Genomic DNA, 14,648 nt, shown 5'->3' on the forward strand with positions numbered 1-14,648 from the left:
ATAGATAGAATGCTCAGTCGTTAATAAAGTACATTTTCAATATGTTATTAGATTGGAGTATCTACGATTTTTTTGCAACTCAAGAATTCAATTGAGAAAATTGTCTATTTCCTTTCTATATATCCTGAGACAGTCGAAACTCTAACTGTTAACTTCAGTATCGACCTACTTACATTTTTAAATTAAAGTCGTTATTAAAGTACCGTCATCATTGACACTTAATTTATAATTCAAATTATTCGGCGATACAAGAATTGTACTGAATTGAACAGATTTATCAAATTGTTGAAACGGTCGAACAGGACTGTTTACAATGTCGTATACTTCACTAATTGACAATTTCCTTTGGAAAAATCCAGCCATTGAAATGATACCTTCATTAGTATTAGTCTTGTGTTCACGACCTGTTATTAATGCACTAGTCGGTGTTGTAACAGGAAAATTGTTATTAAAGTGTAGTCTAGCGGTTTCCCCATATGGATCTAAAAGTTCAACTATCCTTTCAGTAGGATCTACATAAATAAATTGCCATATGTTCTTTGTCGTCTTGGAAGTGTATCGACCAGATGGCTTAGATCTAGGCCACTCTGCAAAAACACCGTTATATAACCCTGCACTTATTGAACTAACTGTAGCTCCTACACTAAAATATTTGTTTTCGTTAGAATTAGATAGATATAATCCTATAGTTGAAGCATTCTCATTTTCAATAGAGAACACACTATAGTTATAAATAAACGTATAAGGTTGTGTCCAATCTACCGTATCGATCGGTATAGAAATTTTTCTACCATCTGAATGTTTAAAATGAACTCCAGTTCCCCAACTTCCATCTTTAACCCACGTAGGCGTACCTTGCAATGTTATATGTTTCTTATTTCCGGACTTATCTAATACAGTGGAGCCGCTACCTTCATTAAAAAACCACATAGCTTTCAATTCATTATCTTCTTTCATAGGATTTTTCGTTAAATCACTATAAGGAGATGCTTGACCAGTATCAGTGAATATTGTAGCTCCTTCCGATATTTTATTTATAAAGGTGCCATGAGAATTAATATGAGCTGTTCCAGAAAGAATTTCTATGTGAGTTTTAGTATTTTCAATCCAAAACTTTTCAAAGTAATTTCTTATTCCTTTTGCAGAATAAATTGCTGTGTCACAGTCACTTAATTGTCCATGACTAAAATTATTTACAGATCCATTTTCTATATATATACCGTAAGAATTCGACTCTGACATACTATAACCTCTTATAAACTTAATTAGAAAACTATTTCCATTAGGTGATGGATATCCCTTCGTTCCTTTTGACTTTAGATAAATGCCCTTTTTTTTGAAATAGTAAATATACAAATTAGACACATCTGATACATAGACTCCGCCCTCAAATACAATCCCATTTTCAGGAAAGAACATTGAGACATTATCAATTGTAATTAACAAGCTATCTTTCACATAAATACCAGTGTACTTATCTTTAGATGATGCTGTATGTTCAATTTTTATATCTTTAATAACATGTGACTGTCCGTTAACTATCTCTATCACGTTTCCCTTGTGTCGTGGACAAATGACTGTATTCCTATTTCCAGCTCCACGTAACTCAAAACCTTGTTTTGATGGTATTGATAAAGGTGCTGTAATTGTATAGTAACCTGATGGTAAATAGACATTCTTGTTATTAGTAGAAGCATAGTTAATAATTTCTTGCAGTATGGTTGTGTTTTCGCTATCGGTCTTATTGGGACCATAGGCTATTAATGGTGATGGTGGAAAAAGTACATTTACGAATTGAGATTGTATCTGTTTTTCTATTTCCGCTGATTTTTCCGCTAGTGCCTTCATTTCATTAACAAGCGACTTTCCTGCCCTATCATTATTGGATGAATCATTTTGGACTAACACTATATTTCCATTCTCTTTTTTTACTTTATATCCAAAATACCCAAAAAAGAAAGTGAAAATAAAAAACAAGATTTTCTGTAATAAGCCCCTTCTATTCATTGTATATCATCCCTTTCATAACTTTATTTTTATTCATCTGAGGTAATTTCATAAATTTCAGCCCTAATATGCCAAGGCTTTCAAAACATAAAAATGGAAGTACCTCCCCAAATATCGAAATAGTTAGTTACTACACTAAACTATAATAATGGGAGGAATACTTCCTATATCTTTAATAAGACAAGGAATCCTGTTTGACCCGCAAGATCTTTTGGATTTAGAAACTACTCAATGTTATGAAACTGTTATTGCAGCTACTGGTCTTGATTTGATTCTCCAGGGAGTAAAGAAAAAATCACGATTTGGAGCATCAGTCGAACTCAACTACGTTGCCATGACTATCTCTATGGTTGTTAGATTTGTGGAGAGAATTCCAACGATAAAAACTTAATTAAACGTTTATACCATGACTTATTATTTAAGTTAAATTGCGGATTCCTCGTCTCTGACGACTCCATCTGAGTCAGCTTAACCTAGGCTCCATCGAAACTGAGCGAATCCTATGTGCTGGAAAAGGCACAAGGTTCTCTATTACATCAAGCAATAGCTGAAGGATTTATTACCGATGATACAGTTTCCATTTATGAAGCGCATTTTAAGCTTGGGGACCCACATGAAGTAGAACCTCATTTTTCTCTTCTTAGATTTGACTAATTTTTGTTTTAGTAAATCGAATGGTATATTGTTTTAATGAGAATACATTTGTATTTCATTATGTAGTTTTGTGGTGCTATCAACTTTAGAGTATACAGATATTTTTCACACACAATTTTTTCTATTAAGATCAAATTATAGTGTTGAAACCCAAAAAAACACCAACTATTCAGCGGTGTTCATATTGGGTTGATTCCTTCTGGGCTAAGCCTTTATTATCACCCTGTATACCTATAGCTTAGTAATTACTATTTTACCCGTATCATCCACAGAAATTTTAAAACTATGTCCATTAGGGGAAATAAAAGTTTTTGATTTTGTTATTTTTTCATTCATCTCAATAAAGGGTCTTTCTACACTGTTAACTATATCAAGAACTTCTTTTTTAGAAAGTTTTCTTTGATAAAACATTGACATTGACATTATACCAATCGTCGGGTTGGTTACTACAATTGGTCTACCCGATAAATATAATTGGATAACACTAGATGAATCTTTTATAGCAATCGGGATAGAGGTAGTCATACCAACAGATTTATCCCGAGTAGGGTCAATTACCTCCACATAATTTATTGAGGGGTCAACGTAAATAAATACCCACTGAAAGTTGTTAAAACTTCCAGTTCCATATCCCAAAGTCTGATCGCTGTGAAGATTCGAGCCTAAAGAATTATCATGATTTACTACTTGTAAATAGGAATCGTGTAAAATAAAGGAGATATACTTTTCTCCCCCATCTATGAATAGACCAAATTGAGGGTAATCACTGTTTCCTTTATCTTCTATTTTGGCTAGTATACCAAAGGTATATCCTTTGCTCCAATCTAACACATTCGATGGCGCAATGATTCTATTGCCAGTCTGATTGTTAAACCTAATTGATTTCCCCCATTTACCTTCGTCGGTCCACTCTGGCGTGCCCAATAACTGCAGATGTTTTTGGTTCCCGGATTTATCTATCACTAAGTTACCTTCGGCTTCGTTGAAAAAATATAACCCTTTTAAATTCTTAGTGATATTAGGAGACTCATTTTGGAAGAATGAATAAGGACCTACATCACCAGTTAATGTTTCAATAATGGCACCCTCTAAAAGAATATTTCCAACTAATCCGTGACATTCCATGTAGTTTATCCCTGATATAGCTTTTACTGCATTTTTTGTGTGTTCTACCCAGATATTCCTAAAGTAATTTCTGCTTGCGTTTTCTAAATAAAACGCGACGTCAGAATGGCTTATCTGACCACCCCTAAATTCGTTAAGAATACCGCTTTCAATGTGGACGCCTATCGTTCCTAGCGTCGCACCATTATCACTCGTCACCATCTTTATTTCAAAAGTATTGGAATTAGGTGCTGTACCATCTAAAGATTTTTTAAGATAAATTCCCTTATTGATGAAATTTAATATGATAATATCCCTTGCATTTACGTAATATACGCTACCTTCCAATGTAATACCATTTTTAGGATACATTATATGAACATTATCGATGGATACCGAGTGTGCATTTGTAATATAAATTCCGGTAAATTTTTTCGAAAAACTACCAGTTGTATAAATCATAAGATCGCATATCCTGGACCCTTGAGATGATGTTTCAATAACATTACCATTATGATACGGATTAATTACCGTTGCACGGTTTCCTTCACCTATTATTTCTAATCCTTGTCTACTTGCAGGCATTTTAATAGGTGAAGTGACTTTATACTCACCCTTTGGTAAGAGCACCTTTGTAGGTCTTCCAGCTTCAGAGCAATAATTAATTGCTTCCTGTATAGAGTTAGTATCATCTACAATGCCATCACCTTTAGCTCCAAAATCCATTACACTAATAATACCCTTGAACCCAACCAATTTATATGCCTCCTTTTTATTACACCTTATTTGGAGTCAATAGTTTTCCCTTTCTAAAGTCCCGTAGTTCCCTATACCTTAACATTGTATTTTATCCTCTCATTAATTTCTCTGCTTTATATACTGAAATACTTGTATGTCAGATAATAATCAAAATAGTGTAATCTTCTAATTTTGTGTTACCATGTTAAACATGATACTTTCGTTTCAATTTTGAAGTAATTTTACTTACAGCTTAATCTATTCTATGTACAACCTTCTCAAATTGTAACGGCATGGAAGCCACTTTTGGTATTTGATAATTTAGATTTATGCAACTTTTCAATGGTTCGTTCAAAAAAATAGGCCACTCGATTTTCAAATTCACAACCCCTACCTTTATGAGAGAAAGTGACGTTGTAACTGAAAAGGATAATCAAAGTTGCTCTAAATCAAGTGCCCGCTGAACACTCAAGATCCTATGATCGCTATCGTCTCTATATTGTGCCTAATCATTATCTTGAGGCACTTTTAAAGAAACCTCAAGAAGCTGACACTCATGCTTTCATTTGGATGAGATAACCGATGTGTATAGAAGCTTCATAAGAAAACCGTGAACAGTAAGGTCTTGCAGGAGAGGATAAGTCATCCCCCACCTTCGTCATCGAAAAGTTAGAATAGAGACTTTAACAAAAGCATTTCTTTATGCAGAAACATCTCACATTTACAGGTATGAGGTTGTTTACAATAATATTCAAGGTTATATAAATAACGGAATGATTTTTAAAAATCTCAGCCCTTGTGCTCAAGGCTTTTAAGCATAAAAAAAGGCCACCTCCCATGAGTAAGTAGTCACACAATCTCTTAGACTGGAGGAAGACCCCTTTATGCCTATTATAGAAAGGAAGCTTTGTTGACATCCAATAATTATACGATTTAGAATCTACCCAATAATATGAAGCCATTTTTTCTTCCATTTACATAGATTCTGTGATTGTAGCCGTCTCAAAAAAAACTTACTAGGAACAACAACCGAGCTGAATTACACTGCGATGATCTATTGTTTGGTCACTAGATTCATTAATCGCAGTCCAACGATAAAAGCTCTTGTTCCAAGATTTAAATTTCTTTGAATGTAAATTTTTAGTTTCAGATCAGATTCCTAACGGCGCCTTGTATTCTCGAATATATGAAAAACTATCGGAAACAAATGTTATTGTAGAAATAAAGAAATCTATTCTTCTTAAAGCCATTGGAGAAGGTTTTATCGATTATAATCTAATGATTGATACCACTCAATTTGAGGCAAGTAGACCATGCAACTGTCCAAGAAAAACGGCAAAAACCAGAAGCCTGGTCATAAAAAGAAAGAAGAAAAAGGATAATATACCCAACTATAAAAAGCCTATAGAGTCTGCTTGAGGCGTCAAGAAAAACAGTGAAGGATAAAACGTGTTCTGACATATGATTATAAAGCACACCTTGCTGTTAACGGAAATAGCCAATATTTTCTTCAATCTATTATGAGCTTTGATAACCCGAATGAAGATAAAGCAGTACTTCTCATTTAAAGGTCATTGATCAACTTTCACTTTCTATTGGATTTGGAACCATGAATGCAGACAATAATTTTATTCCATCTACCAACAACTCTTTCAGATGGATGCTCATTCTATTATTGCTTACAACAATCGTGGAGAGGGATCTATGGCTATGATCAACATGTCGTTCCTACCTGTGCTAGGGAGCACTCCTACCGCTATGATAATTATGATAAGAAATACAAATTAATAAAGTTTCGTTCGACCAAAAGAGTGTGAAGATGTCCTTTAGCACAAGATTCACTTTGCCAAAAAATTTATTAAGTTAGAGTAGAAACCGATTACAGAAATACACAGCACCAGAACGAGGTTCAAAAAAACGGAAAAGCCTTTTCGCTATGAGTACAGCCGTTGAACAAATAAATACTATTGTAAAAGAAGCAATCATAAACTGACTCTACAAATTATTAATAGCAGATCTTCCTGTTTAGTAAATACCTATTAATCACTTAGTATATATAGTAGAACATTATGGACAATCAACAGGAGTAGCATCCAAACAAAAATAGTACTACTCAACAATCACATGGTCGAGCAGTTTAGATTGGTAGCTGGCAGCACTCGATAATCAATACGGTTTTCTCGAGAGAGGGGGCTAAGGAAGCAATATAAGGTATGAAGAATATCTATGTGGAATTGCAAACAAGAGAAGAAAATCAAAGGAAAAGAAGACTGTGTTGGCTACCTTTCTATAAGAAAGAGTTGGTACAATAAGTTCAATATCTGATTAGCGGACCAAACCCTTTCCTCCTTACAAACCCTAAATATAGATTTATAAAGATAAACATACTCGCCGGACTCATAATCATAATAGGAAGAACCGTTACTAATGACTTCTCCAAACAGACTACCATATTTAGCATTCTTTTTTCTTTCGTATAAACCTTTATTTATCCCACTCTTGGGTAATCTGGTGGTCAAGGTCCTCTAAAATTGCATAAAAAGGCTGAAAAGATTCCCCGTAAATTTCTCTACACCTTTTGTTCAATGCTCTTATCTTAGGAAATGTGATATTCAATTGAATTGAGGGCTCTCTCCTTTGAAACTTCTTTTTGGCAACTAAGACTCTACCAAAGAGGAGCCTTTTCCATTTTTTTTGCTTACACACTACCGCTCATACACTTATTATTCGCCTCAACATCCAGATTACGTCAACATCTTATTCTGGATGTTAAAGCCATTTATATCAAACATTTATTTTACTTATACATAAAGCTAGTACAGATTTTCTGAACAAATTTTTTAGATATTTGATATCATTATCTCCCATTATTACTTATTAACTAAATCCCTTTTTAATAATTCCACCTTCATATTCTTTGTCATTCTCCATGCCCACAAAAAGGGGCGTAACGGAAAATATAAAAACTGAAGTGACTTAGGTAACTTCAGTGTTTTCAAGTCGCCAGGACTAGGAAAAAAGCATAACATTAAAATGAATAAACCCTTATTAACAAAATTTGGTTTTAATAAAAGTTGATAGTAAATAGCAAAGAAAAATTTGTACAGTTTGAATACCAATGAAAATATGTGATTTTTTTTGTAATTACTAAACTCTAACTCAGAGCAGCTAGTCTGTTTTTGCACCATTTCGTTGATATAGAAAATACCCATTTGCGCCAACCTTATTGAACGTTTCCCCACTCTGATTGTTGGCACTCCGTTAATAGGAGTATTTATTAGATTAGAAATCAAAATAAGTGCTTGTCCTACAAATAAATGAGCATGTTTTCCTAAATGAATGGTTCCATACTCCTCCATCAATGTATTATTATTTTCCATATTATTAATTCCTTTTACAATTCGATCAATATCTGTTAACCAGCGCAGACGAAACCAGCCATGCCGAGTACCATGAGCAACAAGGTATAAAAATAGATCTTCTTCACCTAAAAAATTAACAGGATAGGTCGTTAGTTTACTTACCCTTTTTCGGTTCCACAATTCATTAAATTCTGGTTCCTTCATTGGGGGAGGGTGTAATCTCCAATGTACTTCAATCTCAATCATCTTTTTAGAATGGTAGTATGTTACGTGGTGATGCCTCCATTTCCAACAGTCCAAAGCCATTGAATCTACTACTTTCTTATATCCAAAATTCACAAGTAGCTTTTCTACTGTTTCTAGATCTTTTTTTTGAATCAATACATCCAGGTCCTTTGAAGTACGAAGGGAAATATCCCCGTAAAGATGGTCAGCAATAACTGGGCCTTTTAAAAAAAGAAGCGAAATCTGATTTTCTTTAAATATTTGACTTACACGTTCCATTTCTCCGCTTAATCTTAGCATTTGAAAAGTATTTTTTTTGTATTCTTGATACAAAGTTTGAACTACAAAGGAAGGGATCGATTTTTCATTTATTTTTTTTATCTTTGAATAAATTACTGGATAAACACGATGATGCTTTACTAAGTAGAGAAATATACTCCAATCGATTTCTTTAAACAAATCTTGTCTGTTTAGATTAATATTAATATCATTTTCTGTTTTCAGTATTTCTAGTATCAGTCTTAATTCTTTAGATAAGAAATTCGTATCGAGAATGAAATGATTATCCATGATTTCTCCTTCAATTATTAATACCTAATGTAGTTTAGCTAATTTTTCTATAATTCAAAAAGTCGTCATCTTTTGATCTTTAATAAAGAAAATACTATTATGTTCACAAGAAAATGCAAGAAATTCAATTGAAATAATTTTAGTCTTTTATCATAAATGATCGATCATCCATGAAAAAGATTTTGAAAGGAACATTTACTAAATCAAACTTCGCACATTGAAATTGACAAATAAGCCCTGATGTATTAAAGAAGAACTGCTATCCACTGTAGTTGAATTTTGATTGTTTTTCAGATATTCTTGTCTGTCATTTCTATTGTATCTTCAAGTGCTCAATTAATTGTTGTAAAGTTACAGCCCAATAGAGTACGGATATTTCATCTTAAAGTACATAGGAAATCCTATCTAATATGGGTTGATTTGTGTTGCATGGATTCTCCCACGACCATACGATTTATCGGGCCAACAGACTACTGGTTGTATGACGGCCCTGTGGAACTCTCTATACAGGTGTAATAAGGATTTTGTTGTTTTAGAAAAAATCTCAATGTACCAAAGCATCTTTAGATAAGCATGCTTTTCTGTTTGAAAAGTGTACAATCAGTGCTAATAATAGACGATTGATTTCCATTTTCTTAGAGTTAAATTACAAATTTGGGATAAATTTATACAAATGATAATAATCTAATAACGAAAAATTATACATAAAAAAAACAAAAAGAGATCCATAATAATAGTGGTCGCTTATCAACTACTATTCCTCATTAAGACTTTATTAATTTAACCTATAAACGTAGTTTCCTGTTACTTAAAGGTTAGATAATAGTGCATTATCTGACACTTTATATCCATTCGGATTATTTGATTGCCATCTCCATGAATCCTCACACATTTCTTCAATTCCCCTTGTAGCAATCCAATTCAAATCTTTTTTTGCTTTTGCAGGATCCGCGAAGCATGTGGCTATATCTCCAGGTCTTCGTTCGACAATCGAATATGGAACCTTCGTTCCAGATATTTTTTCAAAGGCCGCGACAAGCTCTAATACACTATATCCTCTTCCTGTACCTAAATTATAGGCATCTACACCGGTAGTAGTCATGACTTTTTGAAGAGCTTTTAAATGCCCTAATGCAAGATCTACAACATGTATGTAATCCCTTACACCCGTACCATCTGAGGTTGGGTAATCATTACCAAAGATTTTAAGCTCATCGAGTTTTCCAATACCTATCTGAGTTATAAATGGCATTAAGTTGTTCGGTATTCCAGAAGGATCTTCCCCAATAAGACCGCTATGATGTGCACCAATAGGGTTAAAATAGCGTAAGAGTGCAATACTCCAATTGTTATCAGAGACATACAGGTCTCTCATTATTTCTTCTATCATTTGCTTCGTACGACCATAAGGATTGGTTGCTCCTAGTGGAAAGTTCTCTGAAATTGGAACACTTTCCGATACACCATATACTGTAGCCGATGAACTAAAAACCATTTTCTTTACATCATATTTCTTCATTAAGTCACAAAGAATCAGTGTTCCAGTAATATTGTTATGATAGTATTGAATAGGAATTTCTACAGACTCACCAACTGCTTTAAGCCCTGCAAAATGAATAACCGCTTCAATCCTATTTTTAATAAAAATGGTTTCTAAGCTTTCTTTATCTAGCAAATCAACCACATAAAGTTCAATATCCTTCCCCGTTATCTCCTTTACACGGTTTAATGATTCAGGACTACTATTGATAAGGTTATCTACCACTAAAATATCATACCCTGCATTTATAAGTTCTACACAGGTTTGACTACCAATATAGCCCGCTCCACCAGTAACTAAGATTGCCATGAATGGACAACTCCTACTCCTATTTTCCCCACTAATATTGCATGGGTGTATATAGTTCTAAAATATTTGAATTATTTACAGTTATTTCTGGCAGTAAAACAAAAAAGGGACCAGGTATATTTTAACCTAGTGCCCTTTTTCTCTTATGATGTTATCTTATTTTTCACCTTTAAGATTAATCTTCGCTTTAGCAAAGACATTTAGTTTCTCTCGAATAAGTACTTTTTGTCTACATTTCTATTCGAGTCATTCGTTTGTCTTTGTTTGTAATTTAAATATTAGTGTTAGCCCTTAAGCAGTTTTGCCTGTTTTGAAAATACTTAATAAGGGTTAAAAGTCACTTTTCTTAGAATTAAAGTATCTATTTCTAAGTCATGCAATGCTAGTAATTTACCCTAAAGTACTAATTCAAGTAATAAACATTTATCTGTACATCTCTTCATAATACTTTATATATTCACCGGATAAGATGAACTCCATCCAATCTTTATTTTCCAAATACCAAGTAATTGTAATATCAATCCCCTTTTCAAAGGTATATGATGGGGACCATCCTAATTCTCTCTTGATTTTTGAATTATCGATAGCGTATCTTCTGTCATGCCCTAAACGATCTTTTACGTAATCTACCAGACTTTCGCTTTTTCTTAAACTACCAAGTATTAGTTTAATAATTTCAATATTTTGTTTTTCGTTATTTCCACCTATATTATAAACTTCTCCTACTTTGCCTTTATGTAGTACAGTACCGATAGCAATGCAATGATCTTCTACATAAAGCCAATCCCTGATTTGTTTACCGTCTCCGTAAACAGGAAGAGACTCTTCTGTTATGGCCCTATTTATCATAAGAGGGATAAGTTTTTCAGGAAACTGATATGGCCCATAGTTGTTAGAACATCTTGTAATATTAACAGGTAAACCGTACGTTTTATGATATGCCCTTACTAACATATCAGCAGATGCCTTTGAAGCTGAATAGGGACTATTCGGAGATAGGTTTGTTTCTTCTGTGAAATACCCTTCTTCCTCCAGAGTACCATATACTTCATCTGTCGATATTTGTATATATTTAACACCTTCTTTAAACTCTCTGCTATATTTATCAGTAGGATCCACTTTCCAGTATTGTTTCGCTACATCAAGTAAAGTTTGGGTACCCAATACATTCGTCCTCAAAAACAATTCTGGATTCATTATACTTCGATCAACGTGTGACTCAGCAGCAAAGTTAATAACGACATTTATTTCATATAGTTTAAAAATATTCTCGATAAGTTCCCTATCACAAATATCTCCTTTAATAAAGTGATAGCGATCATTTTTTACTATCCCCTCAAGATTTTGAAGATTGCCTGCGTATGTTAATGCGTCTAAATTTACAATTGTGTACTCAAACTTAGAAAACATATATTTAATAAAGTTCGAGCCGATAAAGCCAGCACCACCGGTTACCAAGATATTCATAATAAACTGTTCACGTCCTATTAGATATTATATTACTATTTAAATTTAAAAATTTATGAATGAACGGTTTGTGCATTTTGTAATCCTAAAGCCACCTCAACCAAATATTTACCATAGTCTGTTTTAATCAATGGCTGAGCTAAATCTAAAAGTTGCTCTTTTGAGATATATCCTCTTCTGAAAGCAATTTCCTCTAGGCACGCAATATATAATCCTTGACGCTTTTGAATTGCTTCAACAAAATTAGAAGCCTCTGAAAGTGACTCATGAGTTCCCGTATCTAACCATGCCAAACCACGTCCCATTACTTCCACCTTCAATTCACTTCTCTGAAGATATTCATCTATTACTGAAGTAATTTCTACTTCTCCCCGTGGTGAAGGAACTACTTTCTTTGCGATTTCAATCACTTTATTATCAAAAAAATACAATCCTGGAACAGCATACGATGATTTAGGATGCTCTGGTTTTTCTTCAATTGATACAGCATTCATTTGTTCATCTACTTCTACAACACCATATGCCCTCGGATCTTTGACATAACATCCAAAAATGATTCCTCCTGAGGATAATGAAGCAGCTCTCATTAATCTATTACCAAAATTGGAGCCATAAAAAATATTATCCCCTAGGACTAAGGAAACGGTTGAGTTACCTATAAACTCTTCTCCAATGATAAATGCCTCCGCAAGGCCATTAGGATTTTCTTGTACAGCAAACTCAAATTTCATCCCCAGCTTACTACCATTACCTAAAAGTTCTTTGAATCCTTCAACATCCCTTGGTGTAGAAATGATTAAAATTTCTTTTATTCCTGCTAGCATCAATACGGATAATGGATAGTAAATCATTGGTTTATCGTAAACCGGTAACATTTGCTTCGAAACAGCTTTCGTTAAAGGATACAGACGTGTGCCAGAACCACCAGCTAAAATAATACCTTTCATAACATATCGCCTACTAGTTGATATTGATTATCTACTGAAATCTCTGAATGTATCTTCTTTAGAATTGCACAAATTTTCTCTACTGACTCCAGCTCCAGTTCACCATAATAAGGCATTGACAAAACTTGTTTTACAGATTTTTGAGCTTGTGGCAGATTTTCAGGTTGGGCAGATGCTAGATGTTTATACCATTCAAAATCACTACATAATGGGTAAAAATATTTTCTTGTAAACACATTATATTTTTCCAGCTCATCATGAACCCAATCTCTAGACCTACCATACTTTTCCTCATCGATTTCAATAACAAAATACTGATAACTGCTATACTCATTTTTCAAAATAGTAATTATCCTAATTCCCGGAATATTCAATAAATTATTCTCGTAAGTTTCTTTAATCTTGTCCCTCTTAACTCTTTCTTCATCTACTAATTTTAATACTTCTAGTCCAATCCCAGCCTGAACTTCATTCATTTTTGCATTTAATCCACACAATACGACTTCTTCTGGCCCTAAAAGACCAAAATTCTTTAGAATTTTTACCCTTTCGTTCACCTTTTCATCCTTTACAGTAAGACCTCCACCCTCCAATGTGTTGAAAAGTTTGGTAGCATGAAAACTGAACATGGTCATATCACCAAAACTACCTATAGGCTTACCGTTTATTTTTGTTCCAAACACATGAGCACCATCGTATATCACTTTTAAATTGTATTTATCTGCTATCTTTTGAATATTGACCACATCACACGGATTACCAAAAACATGTACACCAAGAATAGCACTCGTATCTTTTGTAATTAGCGCTTCAATTTTATTCGCATCAATATTTAAGGTTTGCGGATCAATATCACAAAATACAGGAGTTAATCCATTCCAATCAAGAGCTTGTACCGTTGCTGGAAATGTAAATGGCGTTGTGATTACCTCTCCTTTAAGTTCTAGTGACTTTAAACCTAGTAATAAAGCCAAAGTTCCATTATTAAAAAGAGAGAGATTTTCTACCCTTAAATATTTCTTTAATTCTTTCTCTAATTCCTTATGTTGTGTACCGTTGTTTGTAAGCCATTTACTTTCCCATATCTCATCAATCTTATTTTTTATATTTTCTTTATCAGCTAATAGAGGGCGAGTTACGTATATAGGCTCTATAAAAGGAGGTACCATCTATTTGTCATCCTCTCTATATTTTTCATAGTATTAATACTTAAACTCTTGTTTTAAAATACTCATTATAATTAAATTATGATATTCATTATTTTTAAAAATAGCTTCCCTTAATAGGCCTTCTTCCTTAAAACCCATTTTATTATATAAATTAATTGCAGGTATGTTATTTTCTAAGACTCTTATCTGAATTCGGTTTAAATTCATATCGTTAAAGCCATGCTGTAGCATTTCTATTGTTGCCTTTTTCCCTATACCTTTTCCTCTGTAATTTAACTCACCGATAAAGATACCGAATTCTGCACTTTTTGTTATCCAATCTATATTTAACAAGTATGCAACTCCAACTACCTCGTCACTTTCCTTTGTACAAATAACACATCTAATATTATTATTTCTATTATTTTGATAAGATTGAAACCATTTGTCATCCGTTTCATTATTTATATATCTAAATGGAGTCACTAATGAGGTAATTAATTCTTTATCGCTTCTATGTTTATTTATTACCTTTAAATCACCTTCTGTGATTTCTCTAAGATAAACCATATTATAT

At 33.3% G+C, this 14,648-nt stretch carries 8 protein-coding genes; all 8 read right to left on the minus strand.

All coding sequences use genetic code 11. The annotated features are described in order from the left end of the window. Positions 1 to 177 precede the first annotated feature (177 nt). A complete protein-coding gene (locus HNP81_RS04470; protein WP_182501710.1) occupies positions 178 to 2,007 on the minus strand; it encodes a right-handed parallel beta-helix repeat-containing protein in 1,830 nt (609 codons plus the stop codon). A gap of 885 nt (positions 2,008 to 2,892) precedes the next feature. After that, positions 2,893 to 4,521 (minus strand): glycosyl hydrolase family 28-related protein, encoded by a 1,629-nt coding sequence (locus tag HNP81_RS04475; protein ID WP_182501711.1) that lies wholly within the window; start codon positions 4,519 to 4,521, stop codon positions 2,893 to 2,895. 2,852 nt (positions 4,522 to 7,373) lie between these two features. Then, positions 7,374 to 8,660 (minus strand): nucleotidyltransferase domain-containing protein, encoded by a 1,287-nt coding sequence (locus tag HNP81_RS04480; protein ID WP_182501712.1) that lies wholly within the window; start codon positions 8,658 to 8,660, stop codon positions 7,374 to 7,376. 808 nt (positions 8,661 to 9,468) lie between these two features. After that, a complete protein-coding gene (gene galE, locus HNP81_RS04485) occupies positions 9,469 to 10,509 on the minus strand; it encodes a UDP-glucose 4-epimerase GalE (RefSeq protein WP_182501713.1) in 1,041 nt (346 codons plus the stop codon). A 423-nt stretch (positions 10,510 to 10,932) separates the two neighbouring features. Then, a complete protein-coding gene (gene rfbB, locus HNP81_RS04490; RefSeq protein WP_220478491.1) occupies positions 10,933 to 11,976 on the minus strand; it encodes a dTDP-glucose 4,6-dehydratase in 1,044 nt (347 codons plus the stop codon). Positions 11,977 to 12,029: 53 nt separating this feature from the next. Then, positions 12,030 to 12,923 carry a glucose-1-phosphate thymidylyltransferase RfbA gene (gene rfbA, locus HNP81_RS04495; protein ID WP_182501714.1) on the minus strand — a complete coding sequence of 298 codons (894 nt, stop codon included), beginning with the start codon at positions 12,921 to 12,923 and terminating at the stop codon, positions 12,030 to 12,032. Then, on the minus strand, positions 12,920 to 14,092 hold the full coding sequence (locus HNP81_RS04500; RefSeq protein WP_182501715.1) for a DegT/DnrJ/EryC1/StrS family aminotransferase: 1,173 nt from the start codon (positions 14,090 to 14,092) through the stop codon (positions 12,920 to 12,922). The genes rfbA and HNP81_RS04500 overlap by 4 nt, the downstream gene beginning before the upstream one ends. Before the next feature lie 33 nt (positions 14,093 to 14,125). Beyond that, positions 14,126 to 14,641 carry a GNAT family N-acetyltransferase gene (locus HNP81_RS04505; RefSeq protein ID WP_182501716.1) on the minus strand — a complete coding sequence of 172 codons (516 nt, stop codon included), beginning with the start codon at positions 14,639 to 14,641 and terminating at the stop codon, positions 14,126 to 14,128. Positions 14,642 to 14,648 lie beyond the last annotated feature (7 nt).

The sequence above is a fragment of the Peribacillus huizhouensis genome (assembly GCF_014138605.1).
Classification (GTDB): domain Bacteria; phylum Bacillota; class Bacilli; order Bacillales; family DSM-1321; genus Peribacillus; species Peribacillus huizhouensis.